The following is an 18,282-nucleotide window of genomic DNA, read 5'->3' as shown; positions in this document are numbered from 1 at the left end:
CGAGCAGCCCCCCGTCCTACAACGGCACGATGTCCGGCGCCCCCAGCCGTGCCGCGTCCGCCGTCAGGTCGTCCGGCTGGCGCTGCGACTCCCGCTCGGCCTCGACCCGCTTCTCGTAGTGCTGGACCTCGCGCTCGATCTGGTCCTTGTCCCAGCCGAGTACCGGCGCCATCAGCTCGGCGGCCTCGCGGGCGCTGCGGGTGCCCCGGTCGAAGGTCTCGATGGAGATGCGGGTGCGGCGGGTGAGTACGTCGTCCAGGTGCCGGGCGCCCTCGTGGGAGGCGGCGTACACCACCTCGGCGCGCAGATAGTCGTCGGCGGCGTGCAAGGGCTCGCCGAGCCCGGGGTCGGCGGCGATGAGGTCCAGGACCTCCTCGGAGTTCGAGCCGTACCGGTTCAGCAGATGCTCCACCCGCACCACGTGCAGCCCGGTCCGCGCGGCCGTCCGGGCGCGCGCGTTCCACAGCGCCCGGTAGCCCTCCGCGCCCAGCAGCGGGACGTCCTCGGTGACGCATTCGGCGACCCGCATGTCGAGCCCGTGCACCGCCTCGTCGACGGCGTCCTTCGCCATCACCCGGTACGTCGTGTACTTGCCGCCCGCGACGACCACGAGCCCCGGCGCCGGATGCGCCACGGTGTGCTCCCGCGACAGCTTGCTGGTCGCGTCGGACTCCCCGGCGAGCAGCGGACGCAGCCCCGCGTACACGCCCTGGACGTCGTCGCGCGACAGGGGCACCGACAGGACCGAGTTGACGTGTTCCAGCAGGTAGTCGATGTCGGCGCTGGAGGCGGCCGGGTGGGCCTTGTCGAGGTCCCAGTCGGTGTCGGTGGTCCCGACGATCCAGTGCCGGCCCCAGGGGATGACGAACAGGACCGACTTCTCCGTGCGCAGGATCAGCCCGGTCGTGGAGTGGATGCGGTCCTTGGGGACGACCAGGTGGATGCCCTTGGAGGCGCGGACGTGGAACTGTCCCCGCTCGCCCACCAGTCCCTGGGTGTCGTCGGTCCACACACCGGTGGCGTTGACGACCTGCTTGGCGCGGATCTCGTACTCGCCGCCGCCCTCGACGTCCTGCACCCGGGCGCCGACGACCCGCTCGCCCTCGCGCAGGAATCCGGTCACCCGCGCGCGGTTGGCGGCACGGGCGCCGTACGACACCGCCGTGCGCACGAGGGTCGCCACGAAGCGGGCGTCGTCCATCTGGGCGTCGTAGTACTGGAGGGCTCCGACCAGCGCGTCCTTGCGCAGGGCGGGTGCCACCCGCAGGGCGTGAGCGCGGGTCAGGTGGCGGTGCAGGGGCAGGCCCCGGCCGTGGCCGCGGGCCATCGACATGGCGTCGTAGAGGGCGACGCCCGACCCGGCGTACCAGCGCTCCCAGCCCTTGTGCTGCAGCGGGTACAGGAACGGCACCGGCTTGACCAGGTGCGGGGCGAGGCGCTCCAGCAGCAGCCCGCGTTCCTTCAGGGCCTCGCGGACGAGCGCGAAGTCGAGCATCTCCAGATAGCGCAGGCCTCCGTGTATGAGCTTGCTGGACCTGCTGGAGGTGCCCGACGCCCAGTCGCGGGCCTCGACCAGTCCCGTGGACAGGCCGCGGGTGACGGCGTCCAGCGCGGTGCCCGCGCCGACCACTCCGCCGCCTACGACCAGTACGTCCAGTTCACGCTCGGCCATGGCCGCCAAGGACTCGGCGCGCTGCGCCGGCCCCAGTGTCGCTGTCCTCACCGCTGCCTCCCGCTCTCCGTCATCGGTCGCGTCGGCCGCACCCGGTGGGCGAAGCCCGGTTCCTCTTCCCTCCCCCCATGCCCAGAATTCTGACCGGCTTGCCCCACTTCAGCCACCACTCGCCCCCAGCCTGTGGACAACCGGCGCGTGACCAGCGGAAGACGCGGAAGACACAAGAACGCAATCCCGCATCAAGGTCATATTTACTCCTAGTCTGACATTGCGCCCGTCCCTTTTGTCCACCGGGCTTGCGCACCTGTCCCGCTTCGGCTACTGGGAAGGACGGCTCACGCCACATGCCCGCAGACCTCGCCGTCATCGGACTCGGCCCCTACGGACTCCCCCTGGCCCAGGCCGCCGTCGCCGCCGGTATCCCCACACTCGGCTACGCCGCCGGCCCCGACTCCGGCTCCCTCAGCCCCGCCGAACTGCGCCGGATGCTCGCGCGGGGCTTCCGGCCGACCGACGACCCCGCGGCGCTGGGCAGGGTGCGCACCGCCGTGGTCTGCGCGCCGACCCCGCGCGGGGCGGACGGCGGGCTCGACCTCGGCCAGGTCGAGACGGCGGCCCGCACCCTGGCGCGGCGGCTGCGCCCGCACACCACGGTGATCCTGGAGTCGCCGGTGCACCCCGGCACGACGGACGAGTTCTTCCGCCCCCTCCTGGAGGAGGGCTCGGGACTGCGCGCGGGCCGCGACTTCCACCTCGCCTACTCCCCCAGCCGCGTCGACCCCGGCAACCGCGACTTCACCCTGGCCGGCACCCCCAAGGTCATCGGCGGCCTCACGCCCGCCTGCACCGAGTCGGCCGCCGCCTTCTACGGACGGCTCACCGACAAGGTGGTACGCGCGCGTGGCCCGCGCGAGGCGGAGGCGGTGCAGCTGCTCGAGACCAACTACCGGCACGTGAACATCGCCCTCGTCAACGAGATGGCCGTGCTCTGCCACGACCTGGGCGTCGACCTGTGGGACGTGATCCGCTGCGCGGAGACCAAGCCGTTCGGCTTCCAGGCCTTCCGGCCGGGCCCCGGCGTCGGCGGCCACGGGCTCGCGCAGGACCTGACCGGGCACTCCGGCCGCAGTCTGCGCATGGTGGAACTGGCCCAGGAGGTCAACAGCAGGATGCCCCGGTACGTCGTCCAGCGTGCCGCCGCCCTGCTCAACGAGCACGGCAAGTCGGCCCGCGGGGCGCGTGTGCTGCTGCTGGGCGTCACCTACAAGGCCGACCTCGCCGACCAGCAGGAGACGCCCGCGCAGGAGATCGCCGTCCGGCTGATGGGGCTGGGCGCCACCGTCAGCTACCACGACCCGTACGTGGGCTCCTGGAACGTCCTGGACCGTCCGGTCCCGCGAGCGGACGCCCTCTACGAGGCCGCCGCCGAGGCCGACCTCACGATCCTGCTCCAGCAGCACCGCACGTACGACCTCCAGGGCCTGTCGGTGAAGGCCCAACTGCTGCTGGACACGCGCGGGGCGACGCCGGCGGGGACCGCGCACCGGCTCTGAGGGGCCGAGCGGGATCCCGGGCCGATAACGCCGTCGTTCCGGGCGCATAACGCCGTCGCTCCGCGCGAAAAACACCGTCGGTGTTGTCACTCGTGCCTGCTAATGTCCCCACTCGTCGCACAGCCGTGCGCGTCTTACTTCGGGGGGATTCCTGTCATGAGCCAGTCAGCTCCGCCACCGCACTCCGAGTCGCAGCCCCAGCCGGCCGACGCCAACCCGTACGCCCAGCAGGCTCCCGCCGGGGCCGCGTTCGCCCCGCCGGTGCCGCCCGCGCCGCCGCAGAAGGACAACGTCGCCCTCGGCCTGGCGGCCGCCGTCGGCGCCGCCCTGGTCGCCGCCGCCCTCTACGGCGTGATCATCGGCCTCACCAAGCACGAGATCGGCTGGGCCGCGGTCGGCGTCGGCTTCGTCATCGGTCTCGCGGCGGGCAAGGTCGGCGGCCGCAACCCCGCCCTCGGGGTCATCAGCGCGGCGCTCGCGCTCGGCGCCGTCTACATCGGCCAGCTGGTCGGCGAGGCCATGATCGGCGCCAAGGACATCGGCGTGAGCTTCTCGGAGCTGTTCTTCCAGCACTTCGGCCTCGTCCAGGAAGCCTGGAAGGCCGACGCCGACCCGCTCACCTTCATCTTCTTCGCCCTCGCCGCATTCGCCGCGTTCTCGGGCGCCAAGAAGGCCTCCGCCTGACACCCGGGCACACGAAGGGCCCGTCCACCCGAGGTGGACGGGCCCTTCGCATCACGCCCGCACGACCGCGCCCCAAAGGGGCGCGGGGCTGTGCTGATATGCGGCTGCCGCCGCGTGGGCGCGACCAGCCCCCACCGGCCCGCGGATAAACGAACCGCGTACCCAAACCGCCAGGCCAGCGCAGCGCTACCGCTTGTGCTGGCTGTCCGCCACCGTCACCTCGACCCGCTGGAACTCCTTCAGCTCGCTGTACCCGGTGGTGGCCATCGCCCGACGCAGCGCGCCGAAGAAGTTCATCGAGCCGTCGGGGAAGTGGGACGGACCGGTGAGGATCTCCTCGATGGTGCCGACCGTGCCGAGGTCGACCTTCTTGCCGCGCGGCAGCTCCTCGTTGACGGCCTCCATGCCCCAGTGGTGGCCCTTGCCGGGCGCGTCCGTGCCGCGGGCCAGCGGGGAGCCCATCATCACCGAGTCCGCGCCGCAGGCGATCGCCTTCGGGAGGTCACCGGACCAGCCGACGCCACCGTCCGCGATCACGTGCACGTACCGGCCGCCGGACTCGTCCATGTAGTCGCGGCGGGCGGCGGCCACGTCGGCCACGGCCGTGGCCATCGGGACCTGGATGCCCAGCACGTTGCGCGTGGTGTGCGCGGCGCCGCCGCCGAAGCCGACCAGGACACCGGCCGCGCCGGTGCGCATCAGGTGCAGGGCCGCGGTGTAGGTGGCACAGCCGCCGACGATCACCGGGACGTCGAGCTCGTAGATGAACTGCTTCAGGTTCAGCGGCTCGTGCGAGGACGAGACGTGCTCCGCCGACACCGTGGTGCCCCGGATGACGAAGATGTCCACGCCCGCGTCCACGACCGCCTTGGAGAACTGGGCCGTGCGCTGCGGGGAGAGCGCGGCGGCGGTGACGACGCCGGAGTCGCGCACCTCCTTGATGCGCGCGCCGATCAGCTCCTCCTTGATGGGAGCCGCGTAGATCTCCTGGAGGCGGCGGGTCGCGGCCTCGGCGGGCAGCTCGGCGATCTCGTCGAGCAGCGGCTGCGGGTCCTCGTACCGCGTCCACAGGCCCTCGAGGTTCAGTACGCCCAGGCCGCCCAGCTCACCGATGCGGATCGCGGTGGCCGGGGAGACGACGGAGTCCATGGGAGCGGCCAGGAAGGGCAGCTCGAAGCGGTAGGCGTCGATCTGCCAGGCGATCGAGACCTCCTTCGGGTCCCGCGTACGGCGGCTGGGGACGACGGCGATGTCGTCGAAGGCGTACGCCCGGCGGCCGCGCTTGCCGCGCCCGATCTCGATCTCAGTCACGTCTGTGGCCTTTCCACGAAAGCGTTCAGCGCTCTCCAGTATCGCCGACGGGTACGCCGAGGGCGGCCCCGGATGCTCCGGGACCGCCCTCGATACGCCTTACGCCGCGCCTCACGCGCGCGTGCGCGTCACTTGTGCCTCACATGCGGCTTACTTGCGGCTGTAGTTCGGCGCCTCGACCGTCATCTGGATGTCGTGCGGGTGGCTCTCCTTCAGGCCCGCCGAGGTGATCCGGACGAAGCGGCCGTTCTCCTGGAGGTCGGGCACCGTCCGGCCGCCGACGTAGAACATCGACTGGCGCAGACCGCCGACCAGCTGGTGGACGACCGAGGAGAGCGGGCCGCGGTACGGCACCTGGCCCTCGATGCCCTCGGGGATCAGCTGCTCGTCGGAGGCGACGCCCTCCTGGAAGTAGCGGTCCTTGGAGAACGACCTGCGGTCGCCGCGGGTCTGCATGGCGCCCAGGGACCCCATGCCGCGGTACGACTTGAACTGCTTGCCGTTGATGAACAGCAGCTCGCCCGGCGACTCCTCGCAGCCCGCGAGCAGCGAGCCCAGCATCACCGTGTCGGCGCCCGCGACCAGGGCCTTGGCGATGTCGCCGGAGTACTGCAGACCACCGTCGCCGATGACCGGGACACCGGCCTCCTTGGCGGCGAGCGCGGCCTCGTAGATGGCGGTGACCTGCGGAACGCCGACACCGGCGACCACCCGGGTCGTACAGATCGAGCCCGGCCCGACGCCGACCTTGATGCCGTCGGCGCCCGCGTCGACGAGCGCCTTGGCGCCGTCGCGGGTGGCGATGTTGCCGCCGATGACGTCGACGCCCAAGGAGTTGGACTTGATCTTGGCGATCATGTCGCCGACCAGGCGGGAGTGGCCGTGCGCGGTGTCGACGACGATGAAGTCGACGCCGGTCTCGATCAGGGCCTGGGCGCGCTCGAAGGAGTCACCGGCCACACCGACCGCCGCGCCGACGAGCAGCCGGCCCTCGGCGTCCTTCGCGGCGTTCGGGTACTTCTCCGCCTTGACGAAGTCCTTGACCGTGATCAGGCCCTTGAGGACGCCCTCGTCGTCGACCAGCGGCAGCTTCTCGATCTTGTGCTTGCGCAGCAGCTCCATGGCCTCGACACCGGAGATGCCGACCTTGCCGGTGACCAGCGGCATCGGCGTCATGACCTCGCGCACGCGGCGCGTACGGTCGGTCTCGAAGGCCATGTCACGGTTGGTGACGATGCCGAGCAGCTTCTTGGCCGGGTCGGTGACCGGTACGCCGCTGATGCGGAACTTGGCGCACAGCGCGTCGGCCTCGGCGAGGGTGGCGTCCGGGTGCACCGTGATGGGGTCCGCGACCATGCCGGACTCCGAGCGCTTCACCAGGTCGACCTGGTTGGCCTGGTCCTCGATGGAGAGGTTGCGGTGCAGCACGCCGACGCCGCCCTGGCGGGCCATCGCGATCGCCATGCGCGACTCGGTGACCTTGTCCATGGCGGCGGACAGCAGCGGGATGTTGACCCGCACGTTCTTGGAGACGTACGAGGCGGTGTCGATCTCGTCGGGCGCCATGTCCGACGCGCCCGGAAGCAGCAGCACGTCGTCGTAGGTCAGCCCGAGTGTCGCGAATTTTCCGGGCACTCCGTCGACGTTGGCAGTCATGACACCTTCCCCAAATGGCCTTGATCGGTGCGGATGTCCATGCTAACGGGAAGCGCGGCTAGCAAATTCCACGGTTCCGGAGGACCTCGAGCTTCGTATATTCGTACGGAATGGGCCGGTCGCCTGTTCATCCGGCCGGAGGAAGGCGCTCACGGCCCCGTGGGCCACCGGCGGTTGCTCACTGCTCGGCGAGCGCCCGCAGCCGGCTCAGTGCCCTGTGCTGGGCCACCCGGACCGCCCCGGGTGACATTCCCAACATCTGGCCCGTCTCCTCCGCAGTCAAGCCCACCGCGATGCGCAGCAGCAGCAGCTCGCGCTGGTTCTCGGGGAGGTTGGCCAGCAGTTTCTTCGCCCACTCGGCGTCGCTGCTGAGCAGGGCGCGCTCCTCCGGGCCGAGGGAGTCGTCCGGGCGCTCCGGCATCTCGTCCGAGGGGACGGCCGTCGAGCCGGGGTGGCGCATCGCGGCGCGCTGGAGGTCGGCGACCTTGTGCGAGGCGATGGCGAAGACGAAGGCCTCGAAGGGGCGGCCGGTGTCCCGGTAGCGCGGCAGGGCGAGCAGGACCGCGACGCAGACCTCCTGCGCGAGGTCCTCGACGAAGTGGCGTGCGTCGCCCGGGAGCCGGGACAGACGGGTGCGGCAGTAGCGCAGCGCGAGGGGGTGTACATGGGCGAGCAGGTCGTGCGTGGCCTGCTCGTCCCCGTCGACGGCGCGATGCACGAGCGCACCGAACGTCCCCTGAGCCGTGCCCGCCTCGTCGTCGCGCATCGGTCCATGGTGCCTTGCGGCCGTCTGGTCCGTCGCATCGTGCTCGTGGTTGTGCACCGAAGCGTTATGAGCAGGTGCGCCGGCACTCATTCCCTGCGCCCTCCCCTTCCGCTCGACCGACTCGTCCCCGAGGAACTCCACACCTCAAGGATGCGGCATCCGCGCCGAAACAAGCGTCGGTCAACCCGACAGGCCACTTCACCGGGCGGCTCCGAGAGCCGCCGGGCACCCCCGTCAGGGCCTGTCGCGAAAGTCCCCGTGGGTGCGCGGGACCTGCACGTCGGCACGCCCCCAGCCTTCGGCCGGGGGCACCCTCGTCGTGAGGGGTGCCGGGCCCGCCTTGTGGGCGGGCGACGGGATTTTCGTCACAGGCCCCGGGGGTCACCGTCCTACCGGACCAGTCCCCACCGGAAACCGAGCGCGACCGCGTGCGCCCGGTCCGAGGCGCCGAGCTTCTTGAACAGCCGCCGGGCGTGGGTCTTGACGGTGTCCTCGGAGAGGAACAGCTCGCGGCCGATCTCGGCGTTCGAGCGGCCGTGGCTCATGCCCTCCAGGACCTGGATCTCGCGCGCGGTGAGCGTGGGCGCGGCACCCATCTCGGCGGAGCGCAGCCGGCGCGGGGCCAGCCGCCAGGTCGGGTCGGCGAGGGCCTGGGTCACCGTGGCCCGCAGCTCCGCGCGGGAGGCGTCCTTGTGCAGGTAGCCCCGGGCGCCGGCGGCGACGGCGAGGGCCACGCCGTCGAGATCCTCGGCGACGGTGAGCATGATGATGCGCGCGCCCGGGTCGGCGGACAGCAGCCGGCGCACGGTTTCGACGCCGCCCAGGCCGGGCATGCGCACGTCCATCAGAATGAGGTCCGAGCGGTCCGCGCCCCAGCGGCGGAGGACCTCCTCGCCGTTGGCCGCGGTCGTCACGCGCTCGACGCCGGGCACGGTCGCGACCGCGCGGCGCAGCGCCTCTCGGGCAAGCGGGGAGTCGTCGCAGACGAGGACGGATGTCATGGCCGCCCTCCGCAGCTGATGCACGTCACCTTGAGCCTCCAGGCTGGTACGGAATCGTCACCTGTGCGGTCGAACGTCTCGGACGCCTGCCCGAGCACTTGTGTCTTCAACCGCCTCCGCACTCTCAACGACGGTCACTCGAAAGAGTTACGGGGCTGCATGCCGTCTTCGGCACTCTACGTGAGGGGACCGACACGGTGGAGACATGCTCGGCGGACCTTCGACTTTTCATCACAACCCATGCCCCATTCAGCCCTTTTTCGTACCGTTTTTCGGTGTCTGGGGCTAGATTCGCAATGAGTCATATTTTCATCTCCTTAGACCGGAGATGTACGGTCGATGGCACGGTATCCGCCCAGAACGGTTACAAGGGGTCACGTAATGGCAGATTTCTCCCGCCTTCCCGGACCGAACGCGGACCTGTGGGACTGGCAGCTCCTGGCTGCCTGCCGCGGGGTCGACAGCTCGCTCTTCTTCCATCCGGAGGGCGAGCGCGGGGCGGCTCGGAGCGCTCGAGAGAACTCGGCGAAGGAGGTCTGCATGAGGTGCCCGGTCCGCGCGCAGTGCGCGGCGCACGCCCTGGCGGTGCGCGAGCCGTACGGCGTGTGGGGCGGCCTGACCGAGGACGAGCGCGAGGAGCTCATGGGGCGGGCACGGAACCGGCTGGTGTCGGCGTCGTCGGCCAGCGGGGACACCGCCCCGAACAACTGAAGGAACGTTTCTGCATATTTCTGCCCCAGCCCCATGGGCACGCATGCGCGTGCCCATTTCCCTGTCTCAGTGACGTCTCTGTCTCAGCGACGCGCGGCCCGGCCCAGCTGCTCCAGCGTGGCCGCCACCGCCGGTACCTGGGCCAGGTCGGGCAGGGTGAGGGCGACGATCTCCCGGCGCACCGCCGGTTCCAGGGCGAGGACGCGGGCACCCCTGGGCCGTACGGACTCGATCGCGAGCTGGGGCAGCACGGCGACCCCCAGACCCGCGCCCACCAGGCCGACCACCGCCGGGTAGTCGTCGGTGGCGAAGTCGATGCGGGGTGTGAAGCCCGCGCCTTCGCAGACCTCCACCAGCTGCCCCCGGCAGCGCGGGCAGCCCGCGATCCAGGGCTCCCCGGCCAGTTCGCCGATGGCCACTGACTCCGCGCGCGCGAGGCGGTGCCGTTCGGGTACGAGGCCCACCAGGCGGTCCGTCAGCAGCGGCCGTACGACGAGGTCGTCCCACTCCTCGGCGCCCGTGGCCCCCTCGTACCGGAAGGCGAGCGCCACATCGCAGTCGCCCTCGCGCAGCAGTTCGACGGATTTCGGGGGCTCGGCCTCCTCCAGGGAGACCCTGGTGCCGGGGTGGGCGGCGCGCAGGGCGGCGAGGGCGGTGGGGACGAGGGTGGAGCTGCCGCTGGGGAAAGAGACCAGCCGTACCCGGCCCGCCCGCAGCCCGGCGATCGCGGCGACCTCCTCCTCGGCTGCGGTGAGCCCGGCCAGGATCCCGGACGCATGCCGGACGAGCGCCTCGCCGGCCTGGGTCAGGCGCATCTCCCGGCCGCTGCGGATCAGCAGCGGGGTGCCGACCGACGCCTCCAGGGCCTTCATCTGCTGGCTGACCGCGGGCTGGGTGCAGCCCAGCTCGCGCCCCGCCGCCGAGAAGGAGCCGGTGGTGGCGACGGCGCGCAGGACGCGGAGATGACGGGCCTCTATCACGCCACAACCATAAGCCCACCTTGGGTGTGACGCCCAATAATGCGTGGACGCTTTGGGAAGCGCTCCCGTACCGTGCGGGCATGAAGCTTCTCTCGGTCAATCTGGGCCTTCCGCGGGCGGTGCCGTACACGGACCAGCCCGAGGGTGTGACGGGCATCGACAAGCGCCCGGCCGACGGACCGGTGCGGGTGGCGGCCCCGGGTCCCAAGGGGGTGGGCGGGAGCGGGCTCGCCGGCGACACAGTGTGCGAGCTGCGCCACCACGGCGGGGACGACCAGGCGGTGTACGCGTACGCGCGGGAGGACCTCGACGCCTGGGAAAGGGAACTGGACCGGTCGCTGGCCAACGGCCGCTTCGGCGAGAACCTCACGACGAGCGGTCTGGACGTCTCCGGGGCGCTGATCGGCGAGCGCTGGCGGATCGGTTCCGAGGTGATCCTGGAGGTGACCTCGGGGCGGATCCCCTGCCGTACTTTTCAGGGCCACATGGGCGAACGGGGCTGGGTGAAGAGGTTCACCCGAAAGGCCGCGACGGGTGCCTACCTGCGGGTGATCGAGCCGGGTGAGATACGGGCGGGCGATCCGATCGAGATCGTGCACCGGCCGGACCACGAGGTGACGGCGGCGATGGAGTTCCGTGCGACCACCACGGAGCGGGAGCTGCTGCCGCGCCTGCTCGTCGCCGGTGCGGCGCTGCACTCGGAGACGCTGGCGGCGGCCCGCAAGTACATGGCCGATCGGGGCCGCTGAGGGCCTGTCACGGGAGCGGACGCCGTCAGTCCGGGTAACTACCCTTGGGCCATGACAACGGCTCTGATTACGGGATCGACCGCGGGCATCGGCGCCGCGTTCGCACGGCGGCTGGCGGCGGACGGGCACGATCTGGTCCTGGCGGCGCGGGACACCAAGCGGCTGCGCGAGCAGGCGACCGAGTTGCACGACCGGCACGGCATCGAGGCGGAGGTGCTGACCGCCGACCTGGCGACCGACGACGGCATCGAGACGGTCGCGGCCCGCCTGGGCGACCGCAGGAACCCGGTCGACCTGCTGGTCAACAACGCGGGCTTCGGCAACAAGGGCCGCTATCTCGACGTCTCGATGGCCGACGAGCTGCGGATGCTGAAGGTGCACTGCGAGGCGGTCCTGCGGCTGACGTCGGCGGCGGCCGAGGCGATGCGGGAGCGCGGGCGCGGCGGCGTGGTCAACGTGGCCTCGGTGGCGGCCTTCCTGCCACGAGGCACGTACGGCGCGTCCAAGGCGTGGGTCGTGCAGTTCACCCAGGGCGCGGCGAAGGACATGGCGGGCAGCGGCGTACGGCTGATGGCGCTGTGCCCCGGTTTCGTGCGCACGGAGTTCCACGAGCGGGCCGGCATGGGCACGGACAACATCCCGAACTGGATGTGGCTGGACGCCGACAAGCTGGTCGCGGCGGCGCTGGCCGATCTGGCGCGCGGCAAGTCGCTGTCCATCCCGGACCCGCGCTACAAGGCGCTGATGGGACTGGTGAAGGTGGCGCCGCGCGGGCTGCTGGGCGGGATCAGCTCGAAGACGGGGCGCAAGTACGGGCCTCAGTAGCGGACGGGTGACGCCGTCGGTCCGGTGCGAAAATGGGGCGTGACGGAACACGGAACCGGACCAGGGAGCCGGAGGCGGCGTCATGACCTTCGTACAGCTCATCGAGTGCAAGACCAGCCGGTTGGACGAGATGAACCGGCTCCTGGACGACTGGGTCGAGCAGACCAAGGGGAAGCGGACCGCGATGCACGCGGTCGTCGGCAAGGACCGCTCGGACGCGTCGCACATCGTCGAGGTGGTGGAGTTCCCGTCGTACGAGGAGGCGATGCGGAACTCGAACCTCCCGGAGACCGACCGGATCTTCCGGGGCATGGTCGCCCTGTGCGACGAGATGCCCACGTTCATCGACCTGGACGTGGTGCGGGACGAGCCGTTGTACGCGCAGACCGTCCGGCGGTTCTACGAGACCCTCGCCACCCCGGGTGACCTGCCGCCGCTCAACGACCTGCTGGACGAGGACATCCACAGCCACGATCCGGTCAACCCGCAGGACACTATCGGGCTGGACGCCGCCCGGAGCGAGTACCGGATGTGGCGGGCCGCCTTCGACTTCACCTTCACGGTCGACGACCTGATCGCCCAGGGCGACCGGATCTGCGCGCGGTGGACGTGGAACGCCACGCACAAGGCGGACTTCCTGGGGATCCCGGCCACCGGGAAGCGGGTCACCATGACCGGTATGACCATCTTCCGCTTCGGCGACAACGGGAAGATCACCGAAACCTGGTGGCAGGAAGACCAGCTGGGCCTGATGCAGCAACTGGGGGCGCTGGACGCGCTGGAGCGGTAGCACCCCGAGGCCTTGTGCTGACCCCGGAAGATCGTTCGTTATCATCTCGTGACCGTTTGAGCTCATGGCCATCATCTGAAATGACCATTTTGAGCTGTCATGCATTCGGCACGAGAACGGGACTCCGCATCGCCCACCGGCAGCACCGCGGCATCGCGCCGCGGTGGCCGCCGCCGGTCCTCCCACCGCCGGGGCGGTACGCGCCGCCGGGGCCGGGCCTACCTGGTCGCCGTGTTGGTGGCCGCCGGCCTGCTGGGCTCAACGGCGTTCTTCCTGGACCGCGGACGAAGCGACGCGTCGAGCGCCGCACCGCGTGCGCGGAGCACGGTGCACGTCAGCCCCACACCCACGCCCACCCTCAAGCCCACGCCGACACCCAAGCCCAAGCCCAAGCCAAGCGCGCCCCCGCCCCCGGCCCCCACCAAGAGCGACGTCCCCTCGACCGGCACCGGCACGTTCGTCACCGCACAGGCGAGCGGCGCGAAGGTCGGTCAGGGCAGACATCTGCTCCGCTACACGGTGCAGGTCGAGACCGGGCTCGGCATCTCGCCGGACCAGGCCGCGCACGAGATCGCCGGCATACTCGCCGCTCCCCGGGGCTGGACCCGAAGCGGGGTCTCCTCGTTCCAGCTGGTGGGCGCGGGGCAGCCCTATGACCTCAAGGTGAAGATCGCGACCCCGGGGACGGCGGACGCCCTGTGCTGGGCGGGCATTCACCAGGACACGCACGGCGAGTACAACTGCGAGATCCCCGACGGGGTGGTGGTGAACCTCAAGCGCTGGGTGCGGGGCTCGCCCACGTTCGACGGTCCGATCCATGACTACCGGGCGCTGATCGTCAACCACGAAATGGGGCACTTCCTGGGCTACACGCACACGACCTGCGCGGGCCCCGGGCGACTGGCCCCCGTGATGATGCAGCAGATCAAGGGCCTGCACGGATGCGTCGCAAACGCCTGGCCCTACGACAAGAACGGCACCTTCGTCTCCGGACCGCACGCGTAGTGGACTCCGCCAACGCCGTCCGGCCGGGTGAAGCGGAGTGACCTGCCGTCCCGCCCTCCACCCGTGGCCCATATCCACCAATTGACGAATGAGCCGCGCTGCTGAGGGTTGGGAGTCCTGGTTCCCGGGTGCGGCCTGTTGGGTTCGTTGTGCATGCACCCGTGCGTGTCGTCCGGACTTGGTTCACTCTTCGTCGCGGTGGGTGAGGTGGCCGTTGGTGAGCCGCCAGTAGTGCTGGTGCGGCGTCAGTTGCCATGTCTCATCGGCAGCGATCGCCTGGGTGATCCATTCGTGGAGTTGCGGGAGGGCCTGCGCTCGTAGAACAGCGCGGGTGGCAGCACGTTCAGTGGCATCGACGGGGTGCACGTCTATGCAGAAGCCGATCACGTCCGGACGGATGCCGCAGCCGTAGTTGCGGCGGTTCGGAGCAACCCACGCTGCTCCCAGGACGATGGTCCCGCTGTCATGCCCGGTAAGGAACCGCAGGTCCGTGACGCGGGTCGTACAAGGGGCGAGACACTCGTTGATGTCGGTGGTGGTCAGTGGCCAGGCACGGTGCCGGGGCAGTCTTCGATTTCGGGCGGACATGGCAGGCAGAATGGCAGAAGGCCACGGCCGGTTCTCACTGGTCTGCTCGTCGGCTGCTCCAGCAGCGCCCGTGCGGAGTCCGCGTAGCGCATCGCGGTCTTCTCGTCGAGGCCGAAGACGGCGGTGTACCAGGGGGAGGGCTGGGGGATGGTCGAAGACTGGCGGGGTGTGGTGAGCGGGGTCGCGTACTGCCTGATCTTCGATCGGGTCCTCGACGACGCCGTGGTCGAACGGGTCACTGGGCTGCTGCTCAGGCAGCCGCTGTACCGACTTGAGCCGGAGGAGCAGTACCGGGCGCTTCTCCAGGCGGTCGAGTCCGGCACGGATCTCGCCTCCCCGCTCGCCGAGCAGCACAGCGGCGAGGACCTCCGGGACTTCCTGCGGCGGGTGCTGGCCCGGATGGACGCCCTGCGCCCGTGGTCCGTTCCGCCCTACCTGCGGCTGGACGGGCACCGCTTCCCGGAGGAGTTCTCCGGCGCCCGGACCATCGCCCGGATAGCGGTGGACCGCAATCACATCGGCGCGCGGATCGGCTGGTGGGACACCGTCCAGCAGGACGGCGGGGAGTGGGACGTGCTCCTGCTACGGCTCGCGTCCGGCGATGAGGTCGCCCTGGTCGTCGCCACGGGTGCGGCGGGGCCCGTCGTGCTCCGCCATGCCGGCCCGGGGCGCCCGGTCCGCTCCGTCCTGAAGGCGTTCTGCACGGCCACCGGCTTCACCCGGCGAGAGGTACGGCCGACCGGCCCGGCAGCCTTGCTGTGGCCCCTGGGCTGACCGGCCGCCCCTCTCGGTCACTTCAGCCGCACGCCATCCGAACGAACGCGGCCCACTCGTCGACTCCGACGGAGAGGACGAGACGCTCTGCCCGCGCTGCGCCGACGCGAGAACAGCGGCGCCCACCTTCAAAATGCCTGATCACAAAGGAAGTTGGGGTGTTATCGTCCCCGCATGGCTGAACTGATCGCTCCCACGGCACAGTTGCGTTCCTCGTGGCTCACGGCGCGTGACGAGTGGCAGCCCGGTGCCCACCAGGACGGGACCGGCCTGCGTCTGGCCGGTGACGACGACCTCGACAGCCCGGACGGGTTCGCCTCATGGGTCGAGCGCCTGCGGCAGCAGTCGGACCGGTCGCTGCCTCTCGGGGAGGGACGCGTCCACGCCACCCACTGGTGGATCGTCGACGGCGAGACGTACCTCGGGGCCATCGACCTCCGCCACTACCTGAACACCGTGCTGCTGGAAGGCGGCGGACACATCGGCTACAGCGTCCGGCCTTCCGCCAGACGACGCGGACTGGCCACGTGGGCGCTGGGAGCGGTTCTGCGCGAGGCGCCGGCGCTCGGCCTGGACCGGGTCCTGCTCACCTGTGACGACGGCAACCTCGGGTCGGCGCGCACCATCGAGAGCAACGGCGGCGTCCTCGAAGAGGTACGCAGCACCGAGATCGGGGTCAAGCGCCGCTACTGGATCACTCTCGGCTAGCCGCACTCGGCAGCGCGCCGAGGCTTCCCGCCGCCCTCCGGGGGACCGACAGCCCCCACAGGCCCCGGCGTCGCCTCTACAGAAACCCGCTGTGGGCCCGTTTCTCCTGGTCAGACCCCTGTCGGCGCCGGAACCATCGGGCCATGACCACCTTCGCCCTCCGCTTCACCTCCACCCCGCGCGGCGCCCGCCTCGCCCGCCGTCTCGCCTCCCACCAGATGGACGCCTGGGGCTGGGCGTACGGCACGCCGGTCCACGACACCGTGGAGCTGATCGTCGCCGAGCTGGCCGCGAACGCCGTCACCCACGGCAGGGTCCCCGGCCGAGACGCCGAGCTGCGGCTGAGCGAGGAGAACGGGCAGGTGAGGGTGGAGGTGAGCGACACGCGCGGTGAGCGGCTGCCCGCGGTTCGGGACGCCGGGGACGAGGAGGACGGCGGGCGGGGGCTCGTCCTGGTCGCGGCCCTGGCCAAGGAGTGGGGCGCGACGCCACGCGCCGACGCTCCCGGGAAGACCGTCTGGGCCGTCGTCGGGACGGACCCGTACATCCCTCACTCCCCGTCCTCCGCCAGGGACTGGAGTGTCGGCGGCTTTGTCGGCGGCGACGGCCGCCATGAGGTGGGCGGCGTTGGCCGGCGAACGCAGCAGGTAGACGGTCTTCGGCAAGGCGCTGAAACCGGTGCGCGGCAGACGGGAGCGCGGGAGACCGCGCCCCAAAGGGGCGCGGGGAACTGCGCGAACAGCCCCGACGAACCCGCACCCGGCAACGAACCCGCCCCGGCAGACGCGAACCCACCGGGGACAACGCCGAGTGCCCGGCTCCCCGCAGGGAACCGGGCACTGACGGCAAAAGCCAAGCGCAGCGCCTAGTGGGCGTGCCCGTGGCCGTGGCCCGCCGCGGCCGGCTCTTCCTCTTCCTTCTTCTCGACGACCAGGGTCTCGGTCGTGAGGAGGAGGGAAGCGATGGAGGCGGCGTTCTCCAGGGCGGAACGGGTGACCTTCACCGGGTCGATGACGCCGGCCTTGACCAGGTCGCCGTACTCGCCGGTGGCGGCGTTGTAGCCGTTGCCCTTGTCGAGCTCGGCCACCTTGGAGACGATGACGTAGCCCTCGAGGCCGGCGTTCTCGGCGATCCAGCGCAGCGGCTCGACGGCGGCCTTGCGGACCACGGAGACGCCGGTCGCCTCGTCGCCGGTCTTGTCGAGGTTGCCCTCGAGGACCTTGACGGCGTGGACGAGCGCGGAGCCACCACCGGAGACGATGCCCTCCTCGACCGCGGCGCGGGTCGCGGAGATGGCGTCCTCCAGACGGTGCTTCTTCTCCTTCAGCTCCACCTCGGTGGCGGCGCCGACCTTGATCACGCACACGCCGCCGGCCAGCTTCGCGAGGCGCTCCTGGAGCTTCTCGCGGTCCCAGTCGGAGTCGGTGTTCTCGATCTCGGCCTTGATCTGGTTGACGCGGCCCACGACGTCCTCGGCGTTGCCGGCACCGTCGACGACGGTCGTGTCGTCCTTGGTGACCGTCACGCGGCGGGCGGAGCCCAGCACGTCCAGACCGGCCTGGTCGAGCTTGAGGCCTACCTCCTCGGAGATGACCGTGGCACCGGTGAGGACCGCCAGGTCCTGGAGCATCGCCTTGCGGCGGTCACCGAAGCCGGGGGCCTTGACCGCGACCGCGTTGAAGGTGCCGCGGATCTTGTTCACGACGAGGGTGGAGAGGGCCTCTCCGTCGACGTCCTCGGCGATGATCAGCAGCGGCTTGGAGGCACCCCCCTGGATGACCTTCTCCAGCAGCGGCAGGAGGTCCTGGATCGAGGAGATCTTGCCCTGGTTGATGAGGATGTACGGGTCCTCGAGGACGGCCTCCATGCGCTCCTGGTCCGTCACGAAGTACGGCGACAGGTAGCCCTTGTCGAAGGCCATGCCCTCGGTGAAGTCCAGCTCCAGACCGAAGGTGTTGGACTCCTCGACGGTGATGACACCGTCCTTGCCGACCTTGTCCATCGCCTCGGCGATGAGCTCGCCGACCTGCTGGTCCTGGGCGGACAGCGCGGCGACGGCGGCGATGTCGGACTTCTCGTCGATCGGCCGGGCCGAGGCGAGCAGGTCCTCGGACACCGCGGCGACGGCGGCGTCGATGCCCTTCTTCAGGGCGGCCGGGGAGGCACCGGCGGCGACGTTCTTCAGGCCCTCGCGGACGAGCGCCTGGGCCAGCACGGTGGCGGTGGTCGTACCGTCACCCGCGATGTCGTTGGTCTTGGTCGCCACCTCCTTCACCAGCTGGGCGCCGAGGTTCTCGTACGGGTCCTCGATCTCCACCTCACGGGCGATGGTGACGCCGTCGTTGGTGATGGTCGGGGCGCCGAACTTCTTGTCGATGACGACGTTGCGGCCCTTGGGGCCGATCGTCACCTTGACCGTGTCGGCGAGCTTGTTGACGCCGCGCTCGAGGGCGCGACGGGCGTCCTCGTCGAACTTCAGGATCTTCGCCATGGGAGCGTAGCCCTC

Annotated in this window: 18 protein-coding genes; 10 read left to right on the top strand and 8 right to left on the bottom strand. The window is 70.7% G+C overall.

What is annotated here, in order from left to right:
- Positions 1–16 precede the first annotated feature (16 nt).
- A complete protein-coding gene (locus ACH45E_RS31285; protein ID WP_361447981.1) occupies positions 17–1,723 on the bottom strand; it encodes a glycerol-3-phosphate dehydrogenase/oxidase in 1,707 nt (568 codons plus the stop codon).
- A gap of 296 nt (positions 1,724–2,019) precedes the next feature.
- On the opposite strand from ACH45E_RS31285, the gene ACH45E_RS31280 reads away from it, so the two are divergent.
- Both ACH45E_RS31280 and ACH45E_RS31275 read left to right on the top strand, forming a co-directional pair.
- The gene (locus ACH45E_RS31280) at positions 2,020–3,228 is read left to right on the top strand and encodes a nucleotide sugar dehydrogenase (RefSeq protein ID WP_361447978.1); all 1,209 of its coding nucleotides are present in this window, start codon (positions 2,020–2,022) and stop codon (positions 3,226–3,228) included.
- A gap of 156 nt (positions 3,229–3,384) precedes the next feature.
- On the top strand, positions 3,385–3,912 hold the full coding sequence (locus ACH45E_RS31275) for a hypothetical protein (RefSeq protein WP_361447975.1): 528 nt from the start codon (positions 3,385–3,387) through the stop codon (positions 3,910–3,912).
- Positions 3,913–4,098: 186 nt separating this feature from the next.
- Here the strand turns inward: ACH45E_RS31275 and ACH45E_RS31270 are convergent, their stop codons facing one another.
- The 4 genes from ACH45E_RS31270 to ACH45E_RS31255 form a co-directional block, all read right to left on the bottom strand.
- Positions 4,099–5,223, bottom strand: coding sequence for a GuaB3 family IMP dehydrogenase-related protein (locus ACH45E_RS31270; protein ID WP_361447972.1), 1,125 nt, complete (start codon positions 5,221–5,223; stop codon positions 4,099–4,101).
- Between the two features lie 150 nt (positions 5,224–5,373).
- A complete protein-coding gene (gene guaB, locus ACH45E_RS31265) occupies positions 5,374–6,879 on the bottom strand; it encodes an IMP dehydrogenase (protein WP_361447969.1) in 1,506 nt (501 codons plus the stop codon).
- Between the two features lie 178 nt (positions 6,880–7,057).
- A complete protein-coding gene (locus tag ACH45E_RS31260; RefSeq protein ID WP_361447966.1) occupies positions 7,058–7,645 on the bottom strand; it encodes a sigma-70 family RNA polymerase sigma factor in 588 nt (195 codons plus the stop codon).
- 389 nt (positions 7,646–8,034) lie between these two features.
- Positions 8,035–8,646 (bottom strand): response regulator transcription factor, encoded by a 612-nt coding sequence (locus tag ACH45E_RS31255; RefSeq protein ID WP_003948568.1) that lies wholly within the window; start codon positions 8,644–8,646, stop codon positions 8,035–8,037.
- Positions 8,647–9,027: 381 nt separating this feature from the next.
- On the opposite strand from ACH45E_RS31255, the gene ACH45E_RS31250 reads away from it, so the two are divergent.
- Complete coding sequence (locus ACH45E_RS31250; protein ID WP_361447963.1) at positions 9,028–9,357, top strand: WhiB family transcriptional regulator; 330 nt, start codon at positions 9,028–9,030, stop codon at positions 9,355–9,357.
- Positions 9,358–9,440: 83 nt separating this feature from the next.
- Here ACH45E_RS31250 and ACH45E_RS31245 read toward each other — a convergent pair whose 3' ends face one another.
- Positions 9,441–10,337 (bottom strand): LysR family transcriptional regulator, encoded by an 897-nt coding sequence (locus ACH45E_RS31245; protein ID WP_361447960.1) that lies wholly within the window; start codon positions 10,335–10,337, stop codon positions 9,441–9,443.
- A gap of 80 nt (positions 10,338–10,417) precedes the next feature.
- On the opposite strand from ACH45E_RS31245, the gene ACH45E_RS31240 reads away from it, so the two are divergent.
- The 4 genes from ACH45E_RS31240 to ACH45E_RS31225 all read left to right on the top strand — a co-directional run bounded on the left by ACH45E_RS31240 (position 10,418) and on the right by ACH45E_RS31225 (position 13,706).
- A complete protein-coding gene (locus ACH45E_RS31240) occupies positions 10,418–11,086 on the top strand; it encodes an MOSC domain-containing protein (protein ID WP_361447957.1) in 669 nt (222 codons plus the stop codon).
- 51 nt (positions 11,087–11,137) lie between these two features.
- A complete protein-coding gene (locus ACH45E_RS31235) occupies positions 11,138–11,911 on the top strand; it encodes an SDR family oxidoreductase (protein ID WP_361447954.1) in 774 nt (257 codons plus the stop codon).
- A gap of 82 nt (positions 11,912–11,993) precedes the next feature.
- Complete coding sequence (locus ACH45E_RS31230; protein WP_361447951.1) at positions 11,994–12,701, top strand: ester cyclase; 708 nt, start codon at positions 11,994–11,996, stop codon at positions 12,699–12,701.
- Between the two features lie 99 nt (positions 12,702–12,800).
- Positions 12,801–13,706 (top strand): DUF3152 domain-containing protein, encoded by a 906-nt coding sequence (locus ACH45E_RS31225; RefSeq protein ID WP_361447948.1) that lies wholly within the window; start codon positions 12,801–12,803, stop codon positions 13,704–13,706.
- A gap of 183 nt (positions 13,707–13,889) precedes the next feature.
- Here the strand turns inward: ACH45E_RS31225 and ACH45E_RS31220 are convergent, their stop codons facing one another.
- The gene (locus tag ACH45E_RS31220) at positions 13,890–14,294 is read right to left on the bottom strand and encodes a hypothetical protein (protein ID WP_361447945.1); all 405 of its coding nucleotides are present in this window, start codon (positions 14,292–14,294) and stop codon (positions 13,890–13,892) included.
- A 147-nt stretch (positions 14,295–14,441) separates the two neighbouring features.
- Here ACH45E_RS31220 and ACH45E_RS31215 point away from each other — a divergent pair, with 147 nt between their 5' ends.
- The 3 genes from ACH45E_RS31215 to ACH45E_RS31205 all read left to right on the top strand — a co-directional run bounded on the left by ACH45E_RS31215 (position 14,442) and on the right by ACH45E_RS31205 (position 16,645).
- Positions 14,442–15,068, top strand: coding sequence for a hypothetical protein (locus ACH45E_RS31215; protein WP_361447942.1), 627 nt, complete (start codon positions 14,442–14,444; stop codon positions 15,066–15,068).
- Positions 15,069–15,242: 174 nt separating this feature from the next.
- Positions 15,243–15,776 (top strand): GNAT family N-acetyltransferase, encoded by a 534-nt coding sequence (locus ACH45E_RS31210; RefSeq protein ID WP_361447939.1) that lies wholly within the window; start codon positions 15,243–15,245, stop codon positions 15,774–15,776.
- A gap of 143 nt (positions 15,777–15,919) precedes the next feature.
- The gene (locus ACH45E_RS31205; RefSeq protein ID WP_399041927.1) at positions 15,920–16,645 is read left to right on the top strand and encodes an ATP-binding protein; all 726 of its coding nucleotides are present in this window, start codon (positions 15,920–15,922) and stop codon (positions 16,643–16,645) included.
- Here the strand turns inward: ACH45E_RS31205 and groL are convergent.
- Positions 16,642–18,267 carry a chaperonin GroEL gene (groL, locus tag ACH45E_RS31200; protein WP_361447937.1) on the bottom strand — a complete coding sequence of 542 codons (1,626 nt, stop codon included), beginning with the start codon at positions 18,265–18,267 and terminating at the stop codon, positions 16,642–16,644. The genes ACH45E_RS31205 and groL overlap by 4 nt on opposite strands.
- Positions 18,268–18,282 lie beyond the last annotated feature (15 nt).

This window comes from Streptomyces sp. NPDC020299 (assembly GCF_044387825.1).
In the GTDB taxonomy this organism is placed as follows: domain Bacteria; phylum Actinomycetota; class Actinomycetes; order Streptomycetales; family Streptomycetaceae; genus Streptomyces.
The sequence above is the reverse complement of the archived record's forward strand: the minus strand, read 5'-3'. Positions and strand labels throughout refer to the sequence as shown.

Coding starts and splice junctions, on each gene's coding strand:
- guaB (WP_361447969.1), bottom strand. CDS start 6,879: ATGACTGCCAACGTCGACGGAGTGCCCGGAAAATTCGCGACACTCGGG.
- ACH45E_RS31210 (WP_361447939.1), top strand. CDS start 15,243: ATGGCTGAACTGATCGCTCCCACGGCACAGTTGCGTTCCTCGTGGCTC.
- groL (WP_361447937.1), bottom strand. CDS start 18,267: ATGGCGAAGATCCTGAAGTTCGACGAGGACGCCCGTCGCGCCCTCGAG.
- ACH45E_RS31220 (WP_361447945.1), bottom strand. CDS start 14,294: ATGTCCGCCCGAAATCGAAGACTGCCCCGGCACCGTGCCTGGCCACTG.
- ACH45E_RS31255 (WP_003948568.1), bottom strand. CDS start 8,646: ATGACATCCGTCCTCGTCTGCGACGACTCCCCGCTTGCCCGAGAGGCG.
- ACH45E_RS31230 (WP_361447951.1), top strand. CDS start 11,994: ATGACCTTCGTACAGCTCATCGAGTGCAAGACCAGCCGGTTGGACGAG.
- ACH45E_RS31280 (WP_361447978.1), top strand. CDS start 2,020: ATGCCCGCAGACCTCGCCGTCATCGGACTCGGCCCCTACGGACTCCCC.
- ACH45E_RS31275 (WP_361447975.1), top strand. CDS start 3,385: ATGAGCCAGTCAGCTCCGCCACCGCACTCCGAGTCGCAGCCCCAGCCG.
- ACH45E_RS31215 (WP_361447942.1), top strand. CDS start 14,442: ATGGTCGAAGACTGGCGGGGTGTGGTGAGCGGGGTCGCGTACTGCCTG.
- ACH45E_RS31225 (WP_361447948.1), top strand. CDS start 12,801: ATGCATTCGGCACGAGAACGGGACTCCGCATCGCCCACCGGCAGCACC.
- ACH45E_RS31240 (WP_361447957.1), top strand. CDS start 10,418: ATGAAGCTTCTCTCGGTCAATCTGGGCCTTCCGCGGGCGGTGCCGTAC.
- ACH45E_RS31235 (WP_361447954.1), top strand. CDS start 11,138: ATGACAACGGCTCTGATTACGGGATCGACCGCGGGCATCGGCGCCGCG.
- ACH45E_RS31205 (WP_399041927.1), top strand. CDS start 15,920: ATGACCACCTTCGCCCTCCGCTTCACCTCCACCCCGCGCGGCGCCCGC.
- ACH45E_RS31250 (WP_361447963.1), top strand. CDS start 9,028: ATGGCAGATTTCTCCCGCCTTCCCGGACCGAACGCGGACCTGTGGGAC.
- ACH45E_RS31260 (WP_361447966.1), bottom strand. CDS start 7,645: ATGCGCGACGACGAGGCGGGCACGGCTCAGGGGACGTTCGGTGCGCTC.